Source organism: Metabacillus sp. B2-18 (assembly GCF_021117275.1).
Lineage (GTDB): Bacteria > Bacillota > Bacilli > Bacillales > Bacillaceae > Metabacillus.
Genome location: NZ_CP088245.1, coordinates 3954338 through 3979328 on the forward strand (window position 1 = coordinate 3954338; position 24991 = coordinate 3979328).

Annotated in this window: 27 protein-coding genes, 1 pseudogene and 1 riboswitch; of the genes and pseudogenes, 14 read left to right on the top strand and 14 right to left on the bottom strand. The window is 34.1% G+C overall.

What is annotated here, in order from left to right:
• Window positions 1-379: 379 nt before the first annotated feature.
• Complete coding sequence (locus LPC09_RS20090; RefSeq protein ID WP_098798226.1) at window positions 380-565, top strand: hypothetical protein; 186 nt, start codon at window positions 380-382, stop codon at window positions 563-565.
• 76 nt (window positions 566-641) lie between these two features.
• Here LPC09_RS20090 and LPC09_RS20095 read toward each other — a convergent pair whose 3' ends face one another.
• From LPC09_RS20095 to LPC09_RS20105, 3 genes are all read right to left on the bottom strand, one after another.
• Window positions 642-1367 (bottom strand): YwaF family protein, encoded by a 726-nt coding sequence (locus LPC09_RS20095; RefSeq protein ID WP_231308128.1) that lies wholly within the window; start codon window positions 1365-1367, stop codon window positions 642-644.
• Window positions 1368-1512: 145 nt separating this feature from the next.
• Complete coding sequence (locus LPC09_RS20100) at window positions 1513-2037, bottom strand: hypothetical protein (protein WP_231308129.1); 525 nt, start codon at window positions 2035-2037, stop codon at window positions 1513-1515.
• Between the two features lie 366 nt (window positions 2038-2403).
• Window positions 2404-3102: a TerC family protein gene (locus LPC09_RS20105; RefSeq protein WP_212137766.1), complete on the bottom strand. Its 699-nt coding sequence runs from the start codon at window positions 3100-3102 to the stop codon at window positions 2404-2406.
• Between the two features lie 107 nt (window positions 3103-3209).
• Window positions 3210-3307: riboswitch (yybP-ykoY riboswitch) on the bottom strand.
• Window positions 3308-3690: 383 nt separating this feature from the next.
• Here LPC09_RS20105 and LPC09_RS20110 point away from each other — a divergent pair.
• The 4 genes and pseudogenes from LPC09_RS20110 (at window position 3691) to LPC09_RS20125 (ending at window position 8023) form a co-directional block, all read left to right on the top strand.
• Window positions 3691-4689 (top strand): Delta(5) desaturase DesA, encoded by a 999-nt coding sequence (locus LPC09_RS20110; protein ID WP_231308130.1) that lies wholly within the window; start codon window positions 3691-3693, stop codon window positions 4687-4689.
• 138 nt (window positions 4690-4827) lie between these two features.
• Window positions 4828-5946 carry a sensor histidine kinase gene (locus tag LPC09_RS20115; RefSeq protein ID WP_231308131.1) on the top strand — a complete coding sequence of 373 codons (1119 nt, stop codon included), beginning with the start codon at window positions 4828-4830 and terminating at the stop codon, window positions 5944-5946.
• 12 nt (window positions 5947-5958) lie between these two features.
• Window positions 5959-6558, top strand: a complete 600-nt coding sequence (locus LPC09_RS20120) for a response regulator transcription factor (protein WP_231308132.1) — start codon at window positions 5959-5961, stop codon at window positions 6556-6558.
• A 135-nt stretch (window positions 6559-6693) separates the two neighbouring features.
• A pseudogene (locus LPC09_RS20125) lies at window positions 6694-8023 on the top strand (IS3 family transposase).
• Window positions 8024-8136: 113 nt separating this feature from the next.
• Here LPC09_RS20125 and LPC09_RS20130 read toward each other — a convergent pair.
• Window positions 8137-8307, bottom strand: coding sequence for a hypothetical protein (locus LPC09_RS20130; RefSeq protein ID WP_231308133.1), 171 nt, complete (start codon window positions 8305-8307; stop codon window positions 8137-8139).
• Window positions 8308-8624: 317 nt separating this feature from the next.
• On the opposite strand from LPC09_RS20130, the gene LPC09_RS20135 reads away from it, so the two are divergent.
• Window positions 8625-8918 carry a LysM peptidoglycan-binding domain-containing protein gene (locus tag LPC09_RS20135; RefSeq protein ID WP_231308134.1) on the top strand — a complete coding sequence of 98 codons (294 nt, stop codon included), beginning with the start codon at window positions 8625-8627 and terminating at the stop codon, window positions 8916-8918.
• Here the strand turns inward: LPC09_RS20135 and LPC09_RS20140 are convergent.
• Window positions 8862-9982 (bottom strand): IS3 family transposase gene (locus LPC09_RS20140; RefSeq protein WP_231307522.1). Its coding sequence is split into 2 segments (ribosomal slippage): window positions 8862-9700 and window positions 9700-9982, totalling 1122 coding nucleotides; the frame shifts between segments, so codons are not numbered across the junction. The genes LPC09_RS20135 and LPC09_RS20140 overlap by 57 nt on opposite strands.
• A 275-nt stretch (window positions 9983-10257) precedes the next feature.
• Between LPC09_RS20140 and LPC09_RS20145 the strand changes: the two genes are divergently transcribed.
• The 5 genes from LPC09_RS20145 (at window position 10258) to LPC09_RS20165 (ending at window position 11994) form a co-directional block, all read left to right on the top strand.
• Window positions 10258-10581, top strand: coding sequence for a hypothetical protein (locus LPC09_RS20145; RefSeq protein WP_231308135.1), 324 nt, complete (start codon window positions 10258-10260; stop codon window positions 10579-10581).
• Window positions 10582-10931: 350 nt separating this feature from the next.
• Window positions 10932-11075, top strand: coding sequence for an FbpB family small basic protein (locus tag LPC09_RS20150; RefSeq protein ID WP_098798218.1), 144 nt, complete (start codon window positions 10932-10934; stop codon window positions 11073-11075).
• A complete protein-coding gene (locus tag LPC09_RS20155; protein ID WP_231308136.1) occupies window positions 11072-11464 on the top strand; it encodes a sporulation protein in 393 nt (130 codons plus the stop codon). Before LPC09_RS20150 ends, LPC09_RS20155 begins: the two co-directional genes overlap by 4 nt.
• An 85-nt stretch (window positions 11465-11549) precedes the next feature.
• Complete coding sequence (locus tag LPC09_RS20160; protein WP_231308137.1) at window positions 11550-11708, top strand: hypothetical protein; 159 nt, start codon at window positions 11550-11552, stop codon at window positions 11706-11708.
• A 13-nt stretch (window positions 11709-11721) separates the two neighbouring features.
• Entirely contained in the window at window positions 11722-11994 is a 273-nt protein-coding gene (locus LPC09_RS20165) for a YkvA family protein (protein WP_231308138.1), read from the top strand.
• Window positions 11995-12403: 409 nt separating this feature from the next.
• Here the strand turns inward: LPC09_RS20165 and LPC09_RS20170 are convergent, their stop codons facing one another.
• From LPC09_RS20170 to LPC09_RS20190, 5 genes are all read right to left on the bottom strand, one after another.
• A complete protein-coding gene (locus LPC09_RS20170) occupies window positions 12404-15478 on the bottom strand; it encodes an efflux RND transporter permease subunit (protein WP_231308139.1) in 3075 nt (1024 codons plus the stop codon).
• A gap of 131 nt (window positions 15479-15609) precedes the next feature.
• Window positions 15610-16182, bottom strand: a complete 573-nt coding sequence (locus LPC09_RS20175; protein ID WP_098798215.1) for a TetR/AcrR family transcriptional regulator — start codon at window positions 16180-16182, stop codon at window positions 15610-15612.
• Window positions 16183-16390: 208 nt separating this feature from the next.
• Window positions 16391-17986, bottom strand: a complete 1596-nt coding sequence (locus tag LPC09_RS20180; RefSeq protein WP_231308140.1) for a histidine kinase N-terminal 7TM domain-containing diguanylate cyclase — start codon at window positions 17984-17986, stop codon at window positions 16391-16393.
• A 147-nt stretch (window positions 17987-18133) separates the two neighbouring features.
• Window positions 18134-18595 (bottom strand): TetR-like C-terminal domain-containing protein, encoded by a 462-nt coding sequence (locus LPC09_RS20185; RefSeq protein WP_331275786.1) that lies wholly within the window; start codon window positions 18593-18595, stop codon window positions 18134-18136.
• Window positions 18580-18765 carry a hypothetical protein gene (locus LPC09_RS20190; RefSeq protein ID WP_231308141.1) on the bottom strand — a complete coding sequence of 62 codons (186 nt, stop codon included), beginning with the start codon at window positions 18763-18765 and terminating at the stop codon, window positions 18580-18582. The genes LPC09_RS20185 and LPC09_RS20190 overlap by 16 nt, the downstream gene beginning before the upstream one ends.
• 181 nt (window positions 18766-18946) lie before the next feature.
• Between LPC09_RS20190 and LPC09_RS20195 the strand changes: the two genes are divergently transcribed.
• Window positions 18947-20137: a YhgE/Pip domain-containing protein gene (locus LPC09_RS20195; RefSeq protein ID WP_231308142.1), complete on the top strand. Its 1191-nt coding sequence runs from the start codon at window positions 18947-18949 to the stop codon at window positions 20135-20137.
• Window positions 20138-20183: 46 nt separating this feature from the next.
• On the opposite strand, the gene LPC09_RS20200 is transcribed toward LPC09_RS20195, so the two are convergent.
• From LPC09_RS20200 to LPC09_RS20215, 4 genes are all read right to left on the bottom strand, one after another.
• The gene (locus tag LPC09_RS20200) at window positions 20184-21113 is read right to left on the bottom strand and encodes a manganese-dependent inorganic pyrophosphatase (RefSeq protein WP_231308143.1); all 930 of its coding nucleotides are present in this window, start codon (window positions 21111-21113) and stop codon (window positions 20184-20186) included.
• A gap of 276 nt (window positions 21114-21389) precedes the next feature.
• Complete coding sequence (locus tag LPC09_RS20205; protein WP_231308144.1) at window positions 21390-22280, bottom strand: 50S ribosomal protein L11 methyltransferase; 891 nt, start codon at window positions 22278-22280, stop codon at window positions 21390-21392.
• A gap of 131 nt (window positions 22281-22411) precedes the next feature.
• On the bottom strand, window positions 22412-23263 hold the full coding sequence (locus LPC09_RS20210; protein ID WP_231308145.1) for an NAD-dependent epimerase/dehydratase family protein: 852 nt from the start codon (window positions 23261-23263) through the stop codon (window positions 22412-22414).
• Between the two features lie 13 nt (window positions 23264-23276).
• Window positions 23277-24224 carry an aldo/keto reductase family protein gene (locus LPC09_RS20215; RefSeq protein WP_231308146.1) on the bottom strand — a complete coding sequence of 316 codons (948 nt, stop codon included), beginning with the start codon at window positions 24222-24224 and terminating at the stop codon, window positions 23277-23279.
• Window positions 24225-24390: 166 nt separating this feature from the next.
• Between LPC09_RS20215 and LPC09_RS20220 the strand changes: the two genes are divergently transcribed.
• The gene (locus tag LPC09_RS20220) at window positions 24391-24708 is read left to right on the top strand and encodes a winged helix-turn-helix transcriptional regulator (protein ID WP_098798204.1); all 318 of its coding nucleotides are present in this window, start codon (window positions 24391-24393) and stop codon (window positions 24706-24708) included.
• Window positions 24709-24857: 149 nt separating this feature from the next.
• Window positions 24858-24980: a cytochrome c oxidase subunit 2A gene (locus LPC09_RS20225; protein WP_331275787.1), complete on the top strand. Its 123-nt coding sequence runs from the start codon at window positions 24858-24860 to the stop codon at window positions 24978-24980.
• The last annotated feature ends 11 nt before the right edge of the window (window positions 24981-24991 follow it).

The following is a 24991-nucleotide window of genomic DNA, read 5'->3' on the forward strand; positions in this document are numbered from 1 at the left end:
AAGCTCCCCCTCATCCATACAATAACAAAGAAGTAACCTATTTTACCTGTCATTTCTTGCACAATAATGACAGATTAACTTCACTTTTTCTTAAAATCTATCAACTACCTTTTTTGTTATAGCTTTATACCAAATTTTAGCTTTTACTGTCGTTAATTGAAAGAAATCTAGTTTATCCGCCATATTTTAATAGATTGTGCAGAGAAATGTAGATAAATATTTGCAGGAAATCTTCCACTTTTCTAAAACTTATTAATAAAAGAGCTTTGTTACTTCTTATCCGTTCATTTTTATCCTCTTTTATTCAAGGAAGAAGCAAAATGAACAATGAGTTTTAACATAGCGGATAAAGAAACTAAAGGAAAGGTGGTCATTTTTCGTGAGAGACGATTTGACCTTACAACAGCTTGCAGAAGGAATTCCAAAATCACTTCTTAATGCATCAGATAAAGATTTAGAAGGCTTCCAGCATATTATTGAAGAAACAATTAAATTACGTGAAGGACACCGAAATCTTCAAAAACTAATTAAAAGCTTCTCAACATCAGGTATCCAACGTTCGTAACTTTTGAGTAAATCTTTATTAAGAGAGCCATTAGCAGGCTCTTTTTCTATGGAATTATTCCATATTGCATAAGTAATCATCTCATTTTAGAAATCAATTTAACGAGCCAAAAAGGCAGAAATAACAGAAAAAATGTTCCCAGTGCCACAAACTCTAGAGGAATGATATACCACGGCCATTGTCCAAAATAATCAATCATAGATGGATTAACAGGCTTTCTAGATATATACATATAATTACCACCAAGAATCAGATTTAAGACAAAGATGAAGGCTGCATAAACATTTAACCATATAAAAGCCTTCCAAATTGATTTAAATTGAGGACGGAACCCAGCAACAAACACCATAAATAAATTTGCAAGCACAGTACTTCCGTGTGATACAAAAAAATGCACATATCGATAATGAGGAAATGTGTAATGACTAATATCAGGTGTAATCATGGCTTGAACCGCACTACCAACACCAGCAAAGAATGTAAACTCAAATAGAGAATATGACTTGGTCAACAACATAACAGCAGATAATAGAATCGTAATGCTACTAAGATGCAAAGGCAAAGAGTGAGTATATGTCCAGGAATCAAACCAGTATAACCATATATGTAGACTGATTTCTGAAAGTATCATAATAAAAAATAAAGTAATACGCGCAATTTTATTATAAGGTTCTTGTCTTAAAACATTTCTTACTATATAAATGAAAACTATAAGTATGATAAAGATAAAGAGAGTTACCAAATGAACAGGTGAGAATAATGTAAAGGCATAATCTGTTTGTGGAAAAAAAATCCCTTCCATTACATGTCACCTCTTTCTTAGAAATGTTGTTTAATTTAGTGTATCTCTTTAGAAGGAAGGTTATCACCTCAAAAGCAAAAACAGTTATTTTTTATCTTCTTGAACAAAAAAACCAGCCTCAATATGAGACTGGTTACTAAATTTATTACCCATTTACCTCTGTACCTAAGCTAGAAGGATTTAACCCAACTGCTTCAAATACTTTACCGAATTTTTCATCACCTTGTGTGAATGTTTCATTCGCAGCATCTAATGAAGGTGCGTCTTTCTTCAACTCATCTGCTTTTGCTTGATAAGAATCAGATAAATCTTTAATCGCTGCTTCTAAGTCAGCTTTATGATCTGCTAATTCCTCTGGTACCTCTACACCATTAAGTCCTTCTACGACTGCTGCTGCAGAAGCTTCAGCTGCTGGTTTCATTTCTGCAGTTGGCTCTTCTTCTGCTTCATAAGCATTTAAATCTGCATCATTTTCATTAATTGCTTTTGAAACCGTCATGTAAAATTGCATCATGGCACTTTTTGCGTTTTGTTCTTTGTCAGCACCTTCAGTTGCTTCCTCACCTGCTGCTTTATCTTGCTCTTTCGTTGTTCCCTCTGATTCTTCAGAACATGCCGCTAATCCAATAGACAACATTAACACTGAAATTAAAAACCAAAACTTTTTCATCGATTTCCCCTCCAATTAATTACTAGCATATGTATAGATAACCTGATCACTCAACCTAATAATATTTTCCATATTCTGAATGATCTTCCACCTATGTATTATAGGATTCTAATAAAAGAATATCAACTGTTATTTTACGAAAATATATAATCATATATTTCCTATTTTATCGAGTAAACACTTAATTTTTTTTAGCCTAATAAACATTAGTCGTACTTATATTATAAAAGGTTACAAGAAAATATTCATATTAAAAATACCCTTTAATAGAAAAAATTTACATTATTTTTGAAAAATTTTTAAAATTCTCAAAACATAAAAAAAAGAGGCAACCCCCATTCTTACAAGGGCTGCCTCTTTCCAACATTAATTAGATCCTGTCTTCAATAGAACTTCTTGTTCATCTTCAAGTTTTACAGATTTTGATTTAACATATTTTGCTGTTAAAATCACTGCTGCAACAACAAGAACTTCAAAACCATACTTAACAAAGCCATTTTCAAATAATCCACTTAAGAAATGTTCACCAACAATCATTTTTGAAGCTGTCCAAGCAAGAACACCGGCGCCGATTGTAACGATGATTGGATATCTGTCAATCCATTTAAGAATTAACGTACTCCCCCACATAACAACTGGTACAGAAATAAGTAATCCGATAACAACTAGTAGCATGTTACCATGTGATGCACCTGCTACAGCTAATACATTATCAAGTCCCATTAACGCATCCGCAATAATAACGGTACGAATCGCTGCCCAAAAACTATCTCCAGCTTTAACATCACCATGATCATTATCATCCACAAGCAGTTTATAAGCTATGAAAACTAATAGAAGTCCACCAACTAAATGAAGACCAGGGATAGCTAATAACCAAACAACTGCTAAAGTCGCAACAATTCGAATCGCTATTGCTCCTATAGATCCCCATAAAATAACTTTTTTCTGTTGATGTTTAGGCAAATTTCTTGCCGCAAGCCCAATTAAAATGGCATTGTCTCCAGCTAAAACCAAATCAATCACAATAATAGATAAAAGTGCAGTGAGAAATTCCATTTCCATCTTGATTACCTCCTTCTGATATTGTTTTCAATCTGAAAGTTAAAAGATTGAAAGATTGCTTTTTACAAAAATAAAGAGACCTTTGCCATAGTGGCAAAGGTCTCGCTAAGCACAAACATTATGCCAATAAAGCCGATGAACCTCGTTCATGTAATGACGACTTTATTTCAGGTTAAACCTGACGCTACTCCCCTTTACGGTGGGAAATTTTACTATCGATTTGTCTATTTGTCATTATACTTTATTTTATGGGCGTGTGTCTATGATTTTGTTTAAGTGACAGGCACCACCCGGATTTTGTCGAATCAATTTTTTTCTCCTATTTAATATGAAAAACATCCAAATTACAATCTATAAATTCCATATATTACCACTTGCCCTTTCTCCTATATGACACTTGTCATACTCATTCTATGACACCTATGTCTACAAATTTCAAGAGACTATTTTTATAATTTAGTTAAGGATAGAAAACCCTTGATTGAAATGGGAGACAACATAAAACGTTCCTTCCTATTCATTCCACTCAATTTTTTTAACTACAGACTACTTTGTCTTTTTAACGTTTTTAAAGAAGGGAATTAAAAAATGAGTAAACAATTACAACGTAATTTAAGGAAGCAAGTCGCTCCTTATGAACAGTCAAGCTCGAAGGATAGTATCATTCAACTTATCACAACAATCGGTCCATTCATTATTCTATGGATTCTTGCCTATCAAAGCTTAGCGATTTCCTATCTTCTTACATTAGCTTTTACCATTATTGCTGGTGGCTTTCTTGTACGAATTTTTATCATCTTCCATGATTGCTGTCATTACTCATTCTTTAAGAATAGAAATGCAAATAAAATACTTGGAACAATAACAGGAATCCTTACTTTATTCCCTTACAGTCAATGGCAGCATGACCATTCCATCCACCATGCTACTAGCGGGAATTTAGACAAACGAGGAACTGGAGATATATGGGTACTTACAGTTGATGAATACCTTTCCTCTTCATTATTTGAAAGAATTAAATATCGTTTATATCGAAATCCAATCGTTATGTTTGGACTTGGTCCAATCTATGTTTTTCTTATTAAAAATCGTTTTAACAAAAAAGGAGCTAGACGTAACGAAAGATACAATACGTACCTTACTAACATAGCAATTGTTGTATTTGCAGGACTGTTGTGCTGGATGCTTGGAGTGATTCCGTTTTTATTAGTACAGTTGCCTATCTTTTTAATCTCAGGCTCTTTAGGAATCTGGCTATTTTATGTACAGCATACGTTTGAGGATTCTTACTTTGAAAAGAATGAAGAGTGGGAATACGTTATGGCAGCTGTGGAAGGCAGCTCGTATTATAAGCTACCAAAACTGTTACAATGGCTTTCCGGTAACATTGGTTATCATCATGTTCACCATTTAAGTCCAAGAGTACCAAACTATAAATTAGAAGACGTACACAATAATACAGAACCATTACAAAACGTTCCAACAATTACACTGGCAACAAGCTTAAAGTCGTTAAAGTTCCGTCTTTGGGACGCACAGAATAAAAGGTTTGTTGGTTTTAACTATTTGTCAAAATTACAAAAGTAATATTCTCCTTTAGAAGATGACGTATTAGTACAAACTGTCGGGAATGAAACGTACTAATTTTTGTCATCCTCTTAAAGTTTTAAGTAAATATATGTTAAAATATGATGTAATTTCATCTTAATTAAAGTAGGTTCTGGCATGAAAAAAAGAGTTAACATTTTTCAAAAAAGCAATGGGATCTCCCCTTATATTTGGGCTTTTTTAAGCATTTTACCTTTTTATTTTATTTTCCAATCATCCTCTTCGGCGGAAATCATTACAGGCATAATCCTTACTGTATCGTTTTTCATTACACTTCGTTACGCATTTCTTGCTAAAAGCTGGAGAATTTACGTTTTAACACTTATTTTGATTGGGATATCATTTACATCAACTTATCTATTTAATTATTTTTATTTTTCTTTTTATATTGCATATTTCATTGGAAATATAAAGGATCGTGCTCCTTTTTTAACACTATACATTATTCATTTAGTCAGTACAGCCGTTGCCATAAACTTTAGTATCGTTTTACATGAGCAGTTGCTATTACGCCAGGCTCCCTTCGTGATTATTAGCTCTCTTAGTGTCATCTTTCTTCCATTTAGTATTTATAATCGAAAACAACGTGATCAGCTCCAAGAAAAGCTGGAAGATGCTAATAAACGAATATCTGAACTAGTTATACTTGAAGAACGTCAACGAATTGCCCGTGACCTTCATGACACATTAGGTCAAAAGCTATCAATGATTGGTCTTAAGAGTGACTTAGCTCGAAAAATTATTTATAAAGATCCAGAGCAGGCAAAAAATGAAATGAAAGAAATTCAACAAACAGCTAGAACAGCATTAAATGAAGTAAGAAAAATGGTTTCTCAAATGAGAGGTATCCGTATAAAAGAGGAAATGGTACATGTTAAGCAAATATTAAAAGCAGCTCAAATTAATTTAGTATGTGACCAAGAAATGGTCTTATCAAATGTCCCGTTGTTAACCGAGAATATCTTAAGTATGTGCTTAAAAGAAGCTGTTACAAATGTTGTCAGACATAGTAAGGCCTCTAATTGTTATCTTTCTCTTGAACAAAATTCGACCGAATTAATCATGACTATCAAGGATGATGGAATCGGTTTTGAAGACCTTACAATCGCAAAAGGAAACGGCCTTTCCGGGATGAGGGAACGCCTCGATTTTGTTAATGGAAATCTTGAAATAAAAAACGAAAAAGGTACATCATTAACGATTAGAGTACCTAATGTTGTAAAACAGATAGATTAGGAGGGGCTTGCTATGATACGAATTGTGATTGCTGAAGATCAACAAATGCTTTTAGGTGCCTTAGGTTCACTTCTTAACTTGGAGGACGATATGGAAGTTGTTGGCAAGGCTAATAATGGAGAGGATGCCCTTACACTCGTTCACAAACACAGTCCTGATATATGTATAATGGATATTGAAATGCCTAAAATGACTGGCCTTGAAGCTGCAGAAAAGATTGTGAACAGTGATTGTAAAGTAATCATCCTTACAACCTTTGCCCGTTCAGGTTATTTTCAAAGAGCCATTAAAGCTGGTGTCAAAGGATACCTTCTAAAGGATAGTCCCAGTGACGAGTTAGCGAATTCGATAAGAAGCATAATGTCAGGCAGACGAATATATGCACCTGAACTAATGGACGACGTATATAGTGAAGAAAATCCCTTGACTGAGCGCGAAAAGGAAGTACTAGGCTTAGTCGCAGACGGCATGAATACAAAAGAAATTGCCGATCAGCTTAGTATTAAAACCGGGACGGTACGAAACTATATATCCACTATCCTAGAAAAGCTTGATGTAAAAAATAGAATTGAAGCCATTACTCAATCAAAAGAAAAAGGTTGGTTTAAATAATATAAAAAAGAGGTCTCCTTTTGGATAAAATGTACCCTATAGAGTAGACACTTAAAAAAAGTGCTCTCTCTATAGGGTGCTTTTTTGTATAATGTAAGCATCACAACTACAGACATAACTTGGAGACGGAGAATCATGAGTAAAAAGCTATTTACAGAAAAAGAAATCAAACTATTATCTAAAAACCCATATGTGAAATCGGTCAGTTCAAAGGGAATTACTTACTCGGATGAGTTTAAACAACATTTTGTATCTGAATTCAGTAAGGGGAAGCTTTCAAGACAAATCTTTGAAGAAGCTGGATTTGATGTTGAAATTATTGGCATGCAAAGAATTAAATCTTCTTCAGAACGTTGGAGAAACACTTATAAAACTGAAGGCTTGTTGGGGCTTAAAGACACTAGGAAAAATAATTCTGGAAGACCGCGAGTAAAAGAACTGTCCCTTGAGGAGAAGTATGCAAGATTAGAAGCTAAGATGAATCTTGTAAAGGCAGAAAATGAACTCCTAAAAAAGATTCGTATGTTAGAAAGGGGGCTGAAGAAGTAAGGCTTCCTTCTAGTCAGAGGTACATTCTTATTCGTGAGGTTATTGAAAAATACAACCTAAAACACATGGTGAAATTCCTTTGTGACGTTGCCGGGGTGTCACGAAGTGGTTACTATAATTATTTCTCAGCTAAGTCCGAAGAACAAAGGAAACGTCAGGAAGTGAGGGATGAAGAAGCTAAAGCATTAATTTTAAAAGCCTTCCACTTTAAAGGTCGAAAGAAAGGGGCACGCCAAATTAAGATGACATTGGCGGGTCAATTTCAGTGTGTCTTTAATTTGAAACGTGTTCGCAGAATTATGAAGAAATACAATATTTTCTGTCCTATTAGAAAAGCTAACCCATATAAAAGAATGATGAAGGCAACCCAAGAACATCGCGTTGTGCCAAACATATTAAACCGCCAATTTAAGCAAGGGATTCCATATAACGTACTTCTTACTGACATCACTTATATGCATTACCATAATGGCCAAAGAGCTTATTTATCAGTAATTAAAGATGGATCAACAGGTGAAATTCTAGCTTATCATCTATCGGATCGTATCACCATGGAGTTAGCTACAAACACCTTGCACAAGTTAAAGAAGAACCGAAACTATAAGAAAGCTAAAGACGCTCTCATTCATTCAGATCAAGGAACTCACTACACCCATCCAGGATTCCAAAAGCTTGTGAAGAAAATGGGATTACGGCAATCTATGTCTAGACGGGGAAACTGTTGGGATAACGCACCAATAGAATCATTCTTTGGCCACCTTAAAGACGAAGCAAATATTAAGCCATGTAAAACTTTGGACGAACTAAAACGCGAAATAGACAAATACATCACTTACTATAACCATCAAGATATCAATGGAACCTAAAAAAGATGACCCCTGTAAAATACAGAGATCATCTTCTTCAGGCTGCTTAATGCCTTTTTTTAAAACTGTCCTTTACAAAGGGTACATTTTAGGATAAGGTGACCTCTTTTTTGATTAAACTAAAGGCGCACATGATGAGTACACCTGAACCATAAACATCTATTTATTCGCTTTTATTCGTTTCACCTTTTAAAAGATGAAAATCTTTAATAGGCATTGTAATAATTTTTCCACCTATTTGAACATGAACTGTATCTTGAAAAATAGCTTTAACAATTCCTTTTAGAGATATTGTTGAATTAACAGAAATTGGATTTTTCATATTTGCTTCCATTTATTACACACCTTTCTACTATAATATTAGTTTTTTAATATTGGATAGGTTTGTGTGAAACGATTACATGTGTTTCAACAAAGTGAAATAAGTAGTAAAACAAACTATAATGCCATCTCTAATAGTGAGATTTATTATATTCACAATTATAACCCTTTAGAACTAAAAAGTCTTATAGGAACTCTTGGGCTTTTAGTACATTTTTTTATAAATTAAAATTAGGCTTTTCCATACGCAACTATTCTGTTTTCATTCCGTCATATGTAGTAATACGGAAACGTTTTTCGTGTTAGATATCATTACCGGGAGGAAACATCATGAAAAAACATAAGCATAATTTCATTAAAGTAGCTATATTAACACTAGGAATAAGTGGAGTGTTTGGAGCTAGTTCAGCTAGTGCTTCAACAACATATGAAATAAAAAAAGGTGATACCTTATATAGCCTCGCAAAAAAGTATAACACCTCTGTTTCACAATTGAAGTTCATCAACCACCTTACATCAAACACGATCATTGTTGGAAAAAAACTTGTTTGGATAGTCAACACTAAACTAGACAACATTTTTAAGGTGTCCAAGTTTAAATTCAATTGGGCTAAGATAGCCTAATGTTCCATGGATTCGTTTGTGATTAAACCAATGGATATACTGTTGTAGTTCGTTCTCTAATTCTTCAAGACTATCAAAATGACGTCCCTTGACAAACTCAGTTTTAATGATTTTAAATGTAGCTTCTGCTACTGCATTATCATATGGGCATCCTTTCATGCTTAGCGATCGCTGGATATTAAAAGTCGCTAATGCCTCGTCAATGAGCTTATTCTTAAACTCACTTCCTCGATCTGTATGAAACAGCTTAATCTTACGTAAATCTGTTTTGATTGACGCTAACGCACGATAAACTAATAAAGCATTTTTATGACGACCGATACTATATCCAATAATTTCACGGTTAAAAAGATCAACAAATATACATATGTATTGCCATTTTTTATTGACTCTCACATATGTTAAATCACTTACTACGACTGATAATGCTTCGTCTTGTGTAAACTGACGATCAAGCTCATTTTTCTGTTCCGATTCGTTTGTCCCACTGGCATGTGGCTTGAATTGCGCTAGAGTATATGAAGACACCAGGCCTTGTTCTTTCATTATTCGTCCGATTCGACGTCTAGACACAACCTTTCCACGCTTAGCTAGTTCCTTTTTGATTTTACGAGTCCCGTAATTTTGGAAACTCTCATGAAAAATCTCAATAATATCTGAAGTGATGTCGTCTTCAGCCTGACGTTCTTTTGCTTCATAATAATAAGTACTTCTAGGTATTTGTAGGACCTTGCACATTGCTGATATCGAGTATTTGTGCTGGTTATTCTTAATCACATTTACTTTCGTCCTAGTATCAGCGCGGCTTGCTTTAAAATGTCATTCTCCATTTCTAATTGCTTATTTCGCTTTCTAAGCTCAGCTAGTTCCTTTTGTTCCGGTGTTAAATTGTCTTTTTCCTTGAAAGAACCAGAAGTTTGATTCTGACTCACCCATTTATCTAAAGACGAAGGAGTAAGATCATATTCTTGAATAATCTCTTTTCTAGGTTTGCCGCTGTTGTAAAGCTGCACAATCTGTTGTTTAAATTCCTCAGTAAATGTTCGGCGTTCTCTTTTAGTCATTGTAGATTCTCCTCGATAATATTATCTGTAGTCTACTTGACCTTAATTTTTCTGTCTAGTTAAGTGTAGCCGATTCAGTTATCCCTACAAATGTTACTGTAAAAGCAGGTGATACTCTATATAGCATCGCAAAAAATTACGGTTTAACTGTTAGTGAGTTAAAGTCAATTAACTACCTAACCTCTAACTGGATCAAGGTTGGTCAAACACTTAATGTTGCATATGCTAAAAAGGATGCAAGCTCACCCAATAGTTATGATGCGTCTAAAAAGGAAGTGAATGTCACACCAACAAAAGGATTTACATTTGACGCAGAAGAGCCACGAAAATTCATCTTACAATCTACTAATAAAGAAGAATATTTTTCTAGACTTGAGGTCTTAGATAGCAATGTTAACTTAGAAGAAATTAAGACTAATTCCATGATGTATCTTAATGGAAATAAAGTAACAGAGTATGATCCAAAAGCCACTTCACATCCTTTTTATCATGACGCTTTGCTTTATTTACATGGATATAACAACAAGACTCAAACAACAATTGTTGTAAAAGAGATTTATAAGATTTACCATTCATTACTCAAACAAAGAAGAATCTGAAGCAATTACACCTAAAATGATTAAAATCCTCCAAACTACTACAGTTAGATAACAGTTCTTCATAAATTAATTTCTATAAATTTATTAACCATCTCTTGACTATAATAAAAAAATATTTTACTATTATCTCAAGTAAATAAAAACGTTCTCCTAAAGGGGAGTAGCTTTTACAACAAAGTCGTCATTACAGAGTTTCTAACTCTCGGCTTCGTTGGCAACCTTTTCGTTGTTAGCAAGACCTTTACTGTTAAGTAAAGGTCTTTATGTGTTTTCCTAAGACCTTTACCATCTACGGTAAAGGTCTTTTCATTTGACTGCCTATAGGAAACGTAAAAAAGGAGATTACCATTATGGTAAAAAAAGTATCAATGGAAGATTTGATTAGAAAAAACAAAGAAGAACTTCTTAAAGATAAAACGCAAATGGATAGAATTGAGAAACGCATTGATCAAAAGTATTTATCACAAAGCAAACAAACAGGAGGAGATAAATGATGTTATTGAGGAAATATATGTCACTTTTAGGTGTAGGATCTGCGATAATTGATCTTATCTTAAGTAAGGAAACGTATAAACGTGGAGAACTGATCAATGGTTACTTTCATGTTAAAGGTGGAACTATTGAACAGCAATTAAGAAGAATTGATAGTGATCTAGTATTAATTGATGCTACGACAAAAACTGAAAAAGTGATTGATACTGCGACGATCTTATCAACAAAGCTTCTCCGATCAGAAGAAGCTAGCAAAATTTCATTTACATTTAAGTTGCCAGAAAACATTCCTGTATCTAGTGAGCATATTTCTTATCGCTTTAAAACAAGACTTACTTTTAATGAAGGTGTAGAAAGTAAAGATCAAGATATCATACAGGTAATATCATAAGATTGATAAGCAGAAAGGAAAGATGAAAGATGTAAAATCGATTTCTTTAATCATTGCTAATCTTAACAAGGAGAAACGATTTTAATTGCATTTAAAGAATATGCGTACCTTCTTCATGGGTATTGTATTATTAACAATTGTCGAAACAAAACTTCTAGCTTCTACTACATTAGAGGTGAAAAATCCACCACGACTGAACCTTAATATCGTAACAACCATTCAAGGTTTTTCACCTAAATCTTAAAAGGAATGATGAAATGCTCAAAATTATCAAACGAATAAAATTCATATTTACTTTTTGGAGATTTCTACCTTTTCTAAAAGAATTTTTTTTATCAAAACAGGTTGAAACCACTAAAAAAGTGATTGGGCTGTTATTCATCGTAGCCTACGCAATGTTTCCATTCGACTTAATTCCTGACTTCCTCTCTTTTTTAGGAATTATCGACGATGTTGTAATCGCAACATTCGTTTTGGAGCGATTAATTAAGATGGCTCCTGAGTCACTTAAGGAGAAGTATAATTTGTAAATATTTACCTACTTGTTCGGATAAAATATAAAGCCAAACGTTATTGGATTAAAGTACTGCTTATTCTAAGATTGTTTGCTATGAACAAATTTTAAAACAATAGTGAAATGGAGCGGAAGACACTTGACTCCTGCGGGAGCAGCGGGACAGGTGAGACCCCGCAGGCTGAAAGCCGAGGAGGCTCACCGCAGGCTGAAAGCCGAGGAGGCTCACCGCAGGCTGAAAGCCGAGGAGGCTCACCGCAGGCTGAAAGCCGAGGAGGCTCACCGCAGGCTGAAAGCCGAGGAGGCTCACCGCACGCCCCGCGGAAAGCAAGTGTCTGGAGCGCAATGGAACGAACTTATTTCTCAGGCGAATTTCAATCCCTATAATAATATGAAGCCTACACAAAACGTGTAGGCTTCATTACTTATTCTTCTATTTGCTTTACTTTCTTCCTTTTAATCACAGTATAAAAAGCCGGAACAAAAAGCAATGTGAAAATGGTTGAAAAGAAAATACCTGAAATAATTGAAATAGCAAGTGGAGTAAATAATACATCTCCACTAAATGCAATTGGTAATAGTGCACCCATTGATGTAACTGCCGTTAAGACTACAGGTCTTAATCTCGCTTCACCTGACTCTACTACAGCCTCCAGTAAAGTAGCACCTTCTTGAAGTCTCTGCTCCATAAACTCAATAAACACCGTTGCATTTCTAACAACTATTCCTGCTAAGGAGACAATTCCCATCATCGCCATAAAGCCTAAGCCTGTTTGAGTAAGGAATAAACCTATAACAGCTCCTGAAATAGCAAGATAAACAGAACTCATAATCAGCAACGGAATTCTTAGTGAGTTGAATTGAACAACCATTAAAATATAGATAAGAAACACAACAATAATGAATAGCTTTCCTACTTCTACAAAGAAATCTGAACGAGCCGAAGACTCTCCACCTACAGAAACATTAATTGAATCTGACGTATATTGTTCCGCTAACGTCTTAATTTCAGATTCTACATCTGATTTTTTGTCGTCAGTTGGATATGTTCGAATGGTAATGGTTCTTTCTCCGTTACTATGTGGAACAGATTGAATTTCTTGACCTTCCTCTACAGCTACAAGCTCAGATAATGGTACAAGAACTGGTGGTCCTTGCTGTGACATCGAGTTGGAAGGTAATTTTATTTCCTCTAGGTTTATATCACTTTCATCACGATCACCTGAAACCTTTATAGTGAAATCACGGCTTGTTGTCCCATCATCATAACTTCCCATCGGAACTCCGTCTGTTATTAATCTAATTTGTTGGCTAATCTCATTAGGTGTGATTCCATGCTCTTGCATTTTATTACGGATTGGTTCGTAAACAATAGTTGGACGTGGTTGACCAACATCATCAATGACTGCTCCACTTCCATCTATTTTTGAGATTTTCTCTTTCATTTCGTCAACAGTATCGGTAAGTTCTTTGATATCACTACCCGATACAGTAATAGCAATTGGTGCGCCAACAGGTGGACCTGCCTCAATCGTAGCCATTGAAATGATTGCTTCTGGGTACCTCTCTCTTAAAGAATCCTGCCATTTATCGATCGTTTCTGCTGCTGATTGTGATTCTTTATCGACTCTAAGGACAATTTGCCCATTATTTTCACCTGGATTAGAAATAACACTTCCAAACATCCCTGGTTCACCCGTACCGGCAAATATTGTACTTTCATAAATCGCTGAATCTTCTTTTTTCATATACTTTTGCATTTCTTCCAGAAAATCTTCTGTTTGTTCAATTGTTTTTTCCGGTGGCAATGTAACAGTAACTGTTACTTCTTCACGATCTGCACTAGGAAAAAACACAACTGGAATAAATGGAACTAACCCATAAACCAATGTACAAAACACTAATACGGTTAATCCAATTCTCATCGGATATTTGACAACTTTCTTTAAGATCTTGTTGCTATAAAAAGCTGCAAGACCTTCTAGCGGTTTTCCTAATAAACCATCTTTTTGATTTTTAACAGTTGCTTTGTTTACTAAGCGCTTCTGATTCCACATTAAAAAGATCGGCACTAGTGTTAAAGCGATAATCGTTGATCCAATGATCGTTGTAATTAATACAGAAGGTAACGCGCGTATAAATGCTCCATTTGATCCCCCAATAAAGGTTAATGGCAAGAAAGTGAAAACGATCGCTAAGGTTGAAGTGATAACAGAAACTCTCACTTCTTTCGTTCCCTGTAGAGCTCCTTGTAAAGGACCATCACCTAGTTTGTATCTTCTTCTTATGTTGTCGTTCACAACAATGGCATCATCAACAAGAATTCCTAGTGCAATAATCATTCCGATAATCGAAATTTGATTTAAATCAACATTCATATATGGCAAAGGTATTAGCCCTAGTGCAATTGAAGCAGGTATTGCAATAGCAACAAGAAAAGCAGAACTAACATTTAATCCTAAAAGAGTTACTAGCACTACCACTGCAATCGAAATTAAAAAAGAAAGACCTAAATCCTTGAAAATTTTCCCGACAATCGTATTTTGAGTGTAATAAGTGTCCAAAGTAATATTTTCGGGCAAATCATTCGCTAGTTTTTTCACCTTTTCATCAACCGTTTCATGAAGAGATGGAATGTCCACTCCCGCTTCCTGCAGAACCGTCATTGAAACAGCAGGTGTGTTATTATAGTTAACGATTTTAGGTTTTTCTGAAGGAACTAACTTTAGTTCACCTACATCACCTATCAAAATGTCGTTACCTTTTTCATCTAGCTTTAAAAAGATCTTTTCTACCTCTTCAACCGTCTTAATATGCTCCAACAACAATTGCTTGTTTTCCCCATTTATTTCTTTACTGCCTAAAGGTGTAATCTCAAGTTCATTATTTATGCTGTTCATGACATCTGGGAAGATAAGGGAATAATCACTTAGCTTATCTTGATCAAGGGTTAACATGTATTCATCTTCTACAATCCCTTTAAATGATACCTTTCGAACTCCTTCAATTTTTTCCAATTCTTTCTGCCATCCAAGTAATAATTCTCTCTGGTTCTGTAATAGTTCTCTGTCATCACTTAGTAAATGATAGGAAGAAAGAGTGCCTGTTTGAATATCCGAATTAACTTCTGACTTCAACACATTTTCAGGGAATGTTTGGCTAGTGTCTGATACAGCCTGCCTTACTTGTGATAATACTTGATTACGATCTTCATTATCTGATAATTCAAGAACAATAGAAGAAACTCCAGCTCCGGATACAGATGAAAATTCTGCTATCCCTTTAATACCCTCGAGTTCTTCTTCTAAAGGATTCGTAACTGTTCTTTCAACAAGTTCTGGCTCAGCACCAGGAAAGATTGTTGTGATAGTAGCCACATTTACTGATATTTCAGGAATTTCACGCTTTGGCAGCTGCAAGGCTGTAAGTGCTCCTACCAGTATAAAAAGCACGATAAAAGTAAGGGTAACTTTTGGTCTCCTAATTAATGAATTGAACATTCGTAATCTCCTTTTCTTTTTTTGAAATATCAATGATTTTATGACCAATGGGTACTCTAATTTTACATAAAGACCCATAAAATAAATATATCCACTGACCAGTGGGTACTCGGAAATAAGGTAAGGAACGTTTATGAATTGTTCCTTTGACACCCTTTTAAAAAAAGATCTACTACAAATAAGACTGTCTTAAGTAACATTGAATAATCAAACTCTTTGTTAAAAAAGATATCTCTTTTATAGTTTTCAAGCATACCGATAAAAGCTTTCGCATGATCACTTGCATTAAGGATGTTTTCTTTTTCCATAACAGAAGTGACGTATTGATGATAATTATCTAAAAAATCATGTAAAGTTTTTATCATCTTAGGATTATTATTATATGCCTGCAAATATTTATTAGGAGTATGCTTATCTCTATAAAATACGGCAAGTTGTTCCTCAGCAATGCAAATTAATTTTTCTTTAAAAGAAGAAAAGGTGTTTACCTTTGCTTCAATCATATCTATATACCGCTGAAAATTTCTTTCATGTGTTTCTATATATAATTCATCTTTTGATGAAAAATACAAATAAATTGTACCTTTTGACACACCTGCTTTTTCAGCAATATCCAGCATTTTTGTATCATAAAACCCCTTTTTACCGAATATTTGCATGGCCGCATCTACTATTTTATCTTTCTGATCTTGCCCACGTGTCAATACTTACCCTCCATTCAGAACCGGTTGGTCATTATAAATATATAAGGTCTTTTAAAAATCGTCAATGTTGAATGTGCTTTTTGTTTCTGTGAAAATTTTCAAGTAAAATCAAAAAGATAAGCCCACTAGTGCTTACCTTTTTGATTTTATTATCTCCCTCGCACCTAACCCATCATGCTAATAATCGAAGTTTTCTTTTTTATAAATATTATACATGTGCTGCATTTTTTGTTTTATAATCAATAAGTTTTCCATTTTCAATATAGACGCTATTTCTGCCAGTACGCTTGGAGGCATAAAGCGCTTTATCAGCTGAATTCAGTGCATCTGTCATCATATTTTCTTCGATCACTTTCGCGACCCCGAAGCTTGCTGTAATATGTATGATTTCATTATTTATAACAAGTGGTTCATTTTCAATACTTTTTCTCATCATGTCTGCATACTCTCCAGCTTCTTCCAATGTCATTGAAGGTAAACATAACACAAATTCTTCTCCACCATAACGTCCAAATAAATCATTAGGTTGCAACAATTGCTTACAAATACGAACAACATGTCGAATTGCTTCGTCTCCTATATGATGTCCATAAGTGTCGTTAATCTGTTTAAAATGGTCAATATCAAAAAGAATTAAAACGACTGTTTGATCCTTTTTTCTCATTTCTTCAACTAATTTTATGCTTTCTTCAAGGAATGCAGATCGATTTAGTATGTTTGTTAATTGATCAATGTATGCCAGACGCTCAAGTCTATTTTGTAATCGTCGTTGCTCTGTAACATCTAGAATAACGATTGTATTTCCTAAAACATCTCCGCTTTTTTTCTTAATCGGAGAAGAACGTAATTGATAATAATGATTTCTCTCATGCCATTCTAATTCAAATTCTGATTCATGGTCCATCGAATCTAATTCAGGAAACGGAAAGGCTGAAGAATCATAATTATTTTCCCATAGCAACTCCATTTTCTTGCCTATCATAGTATTATCTAACTTTTTTATTAAACTAGTAGCAGCATAATTAAAATCAATAATTCGTTTTGATTGATCCAAAACAACTACTCCATCACGCATACTATCAAAAATAAGGCCCCTTGCGATAGGTGCTAAATCAAATAAATTAGTAGATAAAAACGCCCAAATATATAATGCTGATGTAACACTTAATACAACTGGAACTGGGTCAATACTAAAAGGAACAAGTCCGATTAGGTAAAGAAATGAAGCAATCATTGGTAAATACAATCCAAGGAGCATGACTAATGTTTGTTTCCAATATGTTGACTTTGTTTGCTTCCAATAATGAAGTAATAAAATACCTCCAACTAGTAAACAAGCAAATGTGTAACTGCCATGAACAATATACCAGGGACCTAAAACAAACCCCAATAATGGTGCAATCCCCTGTTTAAGATAAATGGTTTGATAAAAAAGGTGATGAAAATTATTTGTCAGGACAATTAGTGTTGTTAAGACTGGAATACTAAAAGCAGTTATTACATTCTTTTTGGTTATATATTTTTCTGCCCCAATATACTGAGTAACTAAAATCAAGCTAAGAGGTGCAATATATGGGAGTCCTAAATACTGAAAGTAGGTCCAAAACACAATCATCGACAAGCTTTGACTAGATAGCTCAAAAGCATGTCCAAATGTATAAATAGAAGAGAACAAAGAAATTAGTATAAACGTTTTGCTTCCAAAAAAGTTTTTTCTTCGAATAAAAGCAAATACTCCTATAAATAAACTTAACACTCCAGAAACTGCCAAAGAAACAATATATATAAAGATTTGAGAATTCATGTGATTTACACTCCACCATATGCTGTTTACTAGTTAAATGTTACCATATAATGCTTAAAAATGGATAATAATATCTTTAAATTTTCTTTCAATTAACAATAGGATAGGACCTTTTCTTCATTATCCACTTCTAAAACAAAATAACTGTTATTTAGAAGAACCAGGCTGTTGATTGTCTCTTACATTCTTCCAAATTGAATACATAGGACCTTTTGAGATGACTTCTGCTAGATGCGTAGCCATGTAGTCCGTGGAGTAATGCATATTTTCTTTCACCCACCATTTTGTGACTCCAATATAAGCAGAGCTTATGAAATTTAATAGAAAATCAGATGGAATCTCCAATGATTCTACGTTCTCAACAATTTCATGAAATTTCTGTTGAAATTTATGATAAATATGCTTTTCAATTTTCACAGTAAATTCTTGTACTCCATTAGGACCAAACATAACCTGATAAAAATCTCGATTTTTCTTTATGTTATCAAACACTCTTTTTAATGTAATTTGAAATCTGTCCAGATCCACTCGTCCATTTTGAATATGATAATCTGGATTTATTTCATCCATTAATTCCTGTAAATAGGTATTACTTACCTGCTCAAGCAAATCGTATTTGTCTTGGTAGTGTAAATAAAATGTTGCTCTATTAATAAGTGCTTCATCCGCGATGTCAGAATGGTCATGTTTTCAAATCCTTTTTCCTGAATGAGTTTTAATAAGGCTTCTTTTATTAACTTTTTTGTTCGTATAACCCGAAGATCTGTTTTCTTTCCCATCTTCCTCTCTCCCTATATATAAACTTTGTAAATTAATTAACTATTTCCTTAAGTATGTTGTATAAAAAACAAATGCACTTTTATTGATCATTGAATTAATCAAGGTATTTTTTATAATTACATTATACTCGACATTTTGTCAATTAATTAACAGTATGTCTATAAAGGAGGACAATTCCCGATGTTTCGAACTTACTTTACAAACAAATTACTTTGGATTGGTTTAGGTCTTATATCCCTTTTAGCCTGTATCTTCACCTTTGCATTTATGGGTTCTACAGTAAACCCCACTCCAAAAGAGCTGCCAATTGGAATTGTGTTAGAGGATGATGGTGTACAACTACCAAATGGGGAAGAACTTAATTTTGGTGAGAAATTGAGTGAACAAATTAAAAATAATGACAGTACTTCAGTTGAATGGATCTTGTATGAAACAGAAAAGGATGCACTAGAGGAAATGAAGAACAAAGAAGTGTATGGAACGTTAATCCTTTCAAAGGATTTGTCTAAAAATGTTTATTCATTGTTAACAAATACACCTACAAAGCCGGTTATCAAAACCTATTTAAATGAAGGTATGAATATGACCGGAGCAAATGTGGCATCTCAAATAACAGCTGGAGTAACTAACCAGTTTAATCAACAAATTCAGGAACAATTGTATAATAGAATAGATGAGGTAAAAGCACCTATAAGTTCAGATCTTGCCAAATTACTTGCAAACCCAATATCAGTTACTACTGAGAAGATTAATCCTATAGGGGAAAATTCAGCAAATGGAAATACACCTGCATTATTTACTCAATTACTCTGGTTAACAACCTTTTTCAGTTCAATGATTCTCTTTACAATTGTTAATAAAGTTACGGGAGGAAAATGGAGTCTAACTTCTATCGGTAGTCAATTGCTTTCAGGCACTTTATTTGTTACTAGTATCTCTATTATCATTTTGCTACTAACTGAAAATTTGTTAAATGTAGCGATACCTAATAGTAGCGATATGTTGCTTTTAATGATCTTTACTGGTCTATGCTTTTTCTTCATACAAAATGCTTTACTAAATTGGGTAGGGTACCCAGCTGCTCCACTAATTATTTTGCTATTCTTCTTTTCAATGCCTGTTCTAACAATGGCACCGGAAATGCTTCCTACTATTACTCACGATTGGTTATATTCATGGGTTCCGTTCCGTTTTAGTGTAGAAGGGTTTAAAGATTTCTTATTTTTCAAGAAGGAGATTTTTGAAGAAGGGGTAGGTACGCTTGGAATCATTGGTTTAAGCTCATTACTCTTAATTGGATTATCTATCTTAAAGCCTGCTAAAAAAACTAACAATAAAACTGAAAAGAAACAGAAGACTGTTGCTATCTAATTTTTAAAAGCCACATTCTAGATAAGAATGTGGCTTTATCATTGGATTATTTTGTAAATACTTCGGTTAATACAGGAACAATTTGCTTTTTACGAGAAACAACACCTTTAAGAGTAGCTTGGTTGTTATCTAGTGTTACGTTAAATGCTTGTTCCACTTTGCTTGTTTCATTACCGATTGCAACTGCTACAGAATCATTTGTTAAAATGTCTGTAACAACGAATAGGAATAAATCTAAGCCTTTTTCAGAAACAACGTTTGAAAGAGCTGCTTCAATTTCAGCTTTATGTACAAGAACATCATTTGTATCAACAGCATTAACTTGTGCGATTTCTACTTTGCTAGATCCCATTTGGAATTCTTTTGCATCAAGTGAAATTAATTGCTCAACAGATTTATCACTTAAATCTGCTCCAGCTTTTAACATTTCTAGTCCGTAAGTGTTTGCATCAACACCTGCAATCTCAGCTAATTCTTTAGCAGCATCAATATCTTCTTGGGTACAAGTTGGTGATTTAAATAATAAAGAGTCAGAAATAATCGCTGAAAGCATTAATCCTGCTGTTTCTTTTTCAATTGCAACACCATTCTCTTTGTAAAGCTTGTTAAGAATTGTTGCCGTACAACCTACCGGCTCAGCACGATAGTACAAAGGATCACTTGTTTCAAAATTTGCAATACGGTGGTGGTCGATAACCTCAAGTACGCGAACTGAATCAATATCGTCAGCACTTTGTTGACGCTCATTATGGTCAACTAAAATAACTTCACTTGCTTCACCTGCTACTTTTTCAACAAGACGTGGAGCTTCTTTTTTAAAGTAGTCAAGTGCATATTGAGTTTCCCCGCTTACTTCACCTAAACGAACAGGCTCAGCATTTTGACCAATTTTATTTTTTAATTCAGCATACGCAATGGCAGAACAGATTGTATCTGTATCCGGATTTTTGTGACCAAAAACAAGTACTTTTTCCATAATGAACTCCTTTACACATTAAAATATACTCTATCATATCATAATTACTATGGATTATTTAACCATGAATTATGAAAAAATATTGATTTTATCAAAAATGTTACAGCATTCCAATCTTTGTGAAGCTTCCTTCCATTCTCTTATTACTTCTACCACAATTTCTCTAGCAGTTTGATTGATTTTAAGAAGTCTTGTAGCTTGACCGGACCATAATCAAATCTATCTTAACCAATTAAAAGCCTGTAGAGAATAAACCAATTCTCAACAGACTTTATTTTATGCTCTACTAAAATGAATTGATACCCATTCATTTGTCTGAGCTTTTTCTTCTATAGTAAAACCACCTTTGGCAAATACATCAATTAATTGATCAATATGCCATTCAACTAATCCTGAAATAAAGAAAGTGTCACTATTTTTTAATAGATCATGCTTTTCAATAATACTCATTGTTTCATTTGCCCCGATATTAATGATAATAAAATCATAATGATCATTTATTTGATAATCACCAGTGATAAGATCCGCCTGAACAACTTGAAGATCGTTTTTTAGGTTGTTTAATTCTGCGTTATGATGAAATTCACGTGCCACATCCTCATAATCGACTGCCACAACTTTGTTAGCCCCTTTTAGAGATGCTGCAATTGCAAGCATACCAGAGCCTGTACCTAGGTCAAGAACACTTTTCCCAGTAAGATCTTTATCTAGTATCATTCGTAAGCAACCTTGAGTTGTTTCGTGTAGCCCAGTTCCAAACGCTGCCAAAGGGTCAAATTTTAGCACATGTTTATCTTCATACTGTTCTTTGGAATTTGGATATTGAATAACCCAACCATTCCCTAAATCAATATCCTCAAATTCATAGGTTTGCTCCCAATTTGTTTCATCATAGGTTTTATAATGAATGGCTTCTCTTGAAATAGATAACGTTGATTCAATCAACGGATAATAAGATTCTGGTAGGTTTTCTACCTCAAGATCACTCGCATAGATTTTTAAGTCTATATGCTGATCTTCTTTTTCCTCATAACCATATCCGTTTTGGACCTTAATGATTTCAATTGGTGATTCATAATATAGATTGTAGATGCCTGCTGTATTTAGCAGATCCGTAACTTCCTGAACATTTTTATAAGGTATGTTTATTGAAAATTCATGTAACATGATTGATTCCTCTCTTTATATGTAATGCGCTCAAACGTCCATTCACAGTTTAATATAGATCGTATTAAGATAGCAAATTGTTTTCAAATCTAATAAAAAAGAACCTAGTATTGCACTAGGTTCTTCATTCACTATTTATCACCATTCACATAGTCACGCCATTTATGCTGTGGCTGCCAATTTAATAGCTTCTTAGCTTTTTCATTAGAAAATAATGTCTCATAGCCTTCTAATTGTTTACGAATTTCAACATCCGGATAAATGGTATCCATAAGCTTTTGACTTTCAATGTTCATGCTTGTTTCATCCGCAGCGATATTTAACGCAACTGAACCTAAGCCATCTGCTTCTACAGCCAAGCGATAGGCAACTGCTGCATCTCTTGCATCAATATAGCTCCACATAATCACTTTTCTTTGTTCTGGATCATTGATAAAACTAGGGAAGTTTTCGTACATATGTGGAGCAATGATGTTCCCTAATCTCATTGATACAACCTGTATACCAGTCCGCCTGTGAATCATATCGGCTGTTTGTTCATTCACAATTTTTGATAACCCATAACTATCTTCAGGTAATTGTGGATGATTTTCATCAAGTGGCGCATATTGCGGCAGCAGCTCTTTTAATGGGAAAACTAATCCATATGATGATTCACTTGATGAAATCACTGCTTTTTTTATTCCTAGAGTTCCAGCAGCTTCTAATATATTATAGGTCGACATCACATTGTTTTGGAATGTCACTTCATTTGGATGAGAATAGGCAACTGGAATTGCTGCTAAATGAACAACAGCATCTGCACCGGCCAATACTCCATAAACCTCACCTGAATTTTGCAAATCTGTTATCACTGTTTTACAAATTGGATTCTCGGGATGTTTAATATCTGCATTTACAACTTCATATCCATGATCAAGAAATTCTTTTATAACAGAATATCCAAGAAGGCCGCTCCCTCCTGTTACAACAACTTTCTTCATAAAGTCACACACCTTATTTTAAAATGTCTTCAATTTTCGCAATCACATCAGCTGTTAATGTAACATCAGATCCTTTTGCATTTTCAATAATTTGCTCTGGCTTTGTTGCACCAACTAGAGTACTCGCGATATTAGGTAAACGTAGAATCCATGCAATCGCTAATTGAGATAAACTAATATCTAACTCTTTAGCTAGATTTCCTAGTTGTTCAACCTTTGTAAGTGTTTCATCATTTAATAATTGATCCATAAACATGTTCGAGTTAGGATCTGTTGCACGACTTCCTTTTGGAGCTCGGTTATTTAAACTATATTTTCCTGTTAATACACCTTGTGCTAATGGAGAAAATACAATTTGACCAATTCCGTGCTGTTCACTAACCGGGATCACTTCTTTTTCTATGTAACGGTGAAACATATTATAGTTCGGTTGATTTACAACAATGCGATCTAATAAATATTTCTCTGCAGTCCCAACTGCTTCTTGAATTTGTTGAGCTGTCCATTCACTTACACCTGCATATAATATTTTTCCTTGGCGAACTAAATCATCAATGGTTCTTAATGTTTCATCAACAGGTGTTTCTGGATCATAACGGTGACAGTAATAAATGTCCACATAATCAGTATTTAATCGTTTTAAGCTGGCATGAAGCTGTTCAAACACATGCTTTCTAGAAAGTCCACGATCATTAGGTCCTTCCCCCATCGGCCAAAACACTTTGGTTGCTAACACATATGAATCACGACTGTACCCACCAAGTGCTTCTCCGACAACTTTTTCAGATTCCCCTGTTGCATATACATTTGCTGTATCAAATGAATTTAGTCCTAAATCATAGGCTGTTTCAATCGTTTTAACTGCTTTATCTTTTTCAGTAGAAGCACCATATGTAAGCCAGCTTCCTAAGCTTACTTCACTTACTTTTAATCCTGATCTGCCTAAACGTCTATATTTCATCTCAACATCTCCTTTAACAAAATGAATGAACATGTTATTTGTGGTATCGTTTACATTTGTAAATTATATATAGTTGCCAAATGGTATACAAGTACTGAAATATTATTGATATAATAAAAAATAAGTTATCTACTTTACTTTTTATAGTAACTATAAGGGGGATACTATGGAGAAAGCAAACGAGTTACATATTGAATGTTCCATTGAAAAAGCACTAAATATTATAGGTGGAAAATGGTCATTTCTTGTTATTAAACAACTCTTTGATGGAACAAGAAGATTCGGTGAACTACAGCGTGCAATCCCGAATATCAGTCCAAAAGCACTAACAGATACACTTCGTCATTTAGAAAGTCATGAAGTACTAACTCGTGAAACCTTTGCAACTGTACCTGTGACAGTTCAATATACTTTAACAGAGAAAGGCCATGCTTTAAATATAATGTTAAAAGAAATGAAAAAGTGGGGAGCACAGTGGGGATAACTGAGGCTTCATATATAATAGGATATTAAGCAGAGTGAACTCTTATATGAGTTCACTTTTTTTATTTTTCAAGTGAGATTTATCACATCAATTTTTATTGGAATCCCTTAACCTTACCTTAAGAAAAGCAAAATGTAAGGGGGATTATGATGAGCAAAAAAATAAAGCACGAAGATCATGAACTTAAAGGTACTTTAATTAGTGTTTTTGTCATTGGTTTTTTCATTGTAGTCATGTGGTTTGGTGTTTATTTCTTTTATTTATCACGATAGTTAGGGGGTTT

Bases quoted from the DNA above. Each gene is read 5' to 3' on its own strand.
- LPC09_RS20095 (WP_231308128.1), bottom strand. From the start codon at position 1,367: ATGGAAGGGATTTTTTTTCCACAAACAGATTATGCCTTTACATTATTC.
- LPC09_RS20100 (WP_231308129.1), bottom strand. From the start codon at position 2,037: ATGAAAAAGTTTTGGTTTTTAATTTCAGTGTTAATGTTGTCTATTGGA.
- LPC09_RS20105 (WP_212137766.1), bottom strand. From the start codon at position 3,102: ATGGAAATGGAATTTCTCACTGCACTTTTATCTATTATTGTGATTGAT.
- LPC09_RS20110 (WP_231308130.1), top strand. From the start codon at position 3,691: ATGAGTAAACAATTACAACGTAATTTAAGGAAGCAAGTCGCTCCTTAT.
- LPC09_RS20115 (WP_231308131.1), top strand. From the start codon at position 4,828: ATGAAAAAAAGAGTTAACATTTTTCAAAAAAGCAATGGGATCTCCCCT.
- LPC09_RS20120 (WP_231308132.1), top strand. From the start codon at position 5,959: ATGATACGAATTGTGATTGCTGAAGATCAACAAATGCTTTTAGGTGCC.
- LPC09_RS20130 (WP_231308133.1), bottom strand. From the start codon at position 8,307: ATGGAAGCAAATATGAAAAATCCAATTTCTGTTAATTCAACAATATCT.
- LPC09_RS20135 (WP_231308134.1), top strand. From the start codon at position 8,625: ATGAAAAAACATAAGCATAATTTCATTAAAGTAGCTATATTAACACTA.
- LPC09_RS20150 (WP_098798218.1), top strand. From the start codon at position 10,932: ATGGTAAAAAAAGTATCAATGGAAGATTTGATTAGAAAAAACAAAGAA.
- LPC09_RS20155 (WP_231308136.1), top strand. From the start codon at position 11,072: ATGATGTTATTGAGGAAATATATGTCACTTTTAGGTGTAGGATCTGCG.
- LPC09_RS20165 (WP_231308138.1), top strand. From the start codon at position 11,722: ATGCTCAAAATTATCAAACGAATAAAATTCATATTTACTTTTTGGAGA.
- LPC09_RS20170 (WP_231308139.1), bottom strand. From the start codon at position 15,478: ATGTTCAATTCATTAATTAGGAGACCAAAAGTTACCCTTACTTTTATC.
- LPC09_RS20180 (WP_231308140.1), bottom strand. From the start codon at position 17,986: ATGAATTCTCAAATCTTTATATATATTGTTTCTTTGGCAGTTTCTGGA.
- LPC09_RS20190 (WP_231308141.1), bottom strand. From the start codon at position 18,765: ATGGGAAAGAAAACAGATCTTCGGGTTATACGAACAAAAAAGTTAATA.
- LPC09_RS20195 (WP_231308142.1), top strand. From the start codon at position 18,947: ATGTTTCGAACTTACTTTACAAACAAATTACTTTGGATTGGTTTAGGT.
- LPC09_RS20200 (WP_231308143.1), bottom strand. From the start codon at position 21,113: ATGGAAAAAGTACTTGTTTTTGGTCACAAAAATCCGGATACAGATACA.
- LPC09_RS20205 (WP_231308144.1), bottom strand. From the start codon at position 22,280: ATGTTACATGAATTTTCAATAAACATACCTTATAAAAATGTTCAGGAA.
- LPC09_RS20210 (WP_231308145.1), bottom strand. From the start codon at position 23,263: ATGAAGAAAGTTGTTGTAACAGGAGGGAGCGGCCTTCTTGGATATTCT.
- LPC09_RS20215 (WP_231308146.1), bottom strand. From the start codon at position 24,224: ATGAAATATAGACGTTTAGGCAGATCAGGATTAAAAGTAAGTGAAGTA.
- LPC09_RS20220 (WP_098798204.1), top strand. From the start codon at position 24,391: ATGGAGAAAGCAAACGAGTTACATATTGAATGTTCCATTGAAAAAGCA.
- LPC09_RS20225 (WP_331275787.1), top strand. From the start codon at position 24,858: ATGAGCAAAAAAATAAAGCACGAAGATCATGAACTTAAAGGTACTTTA.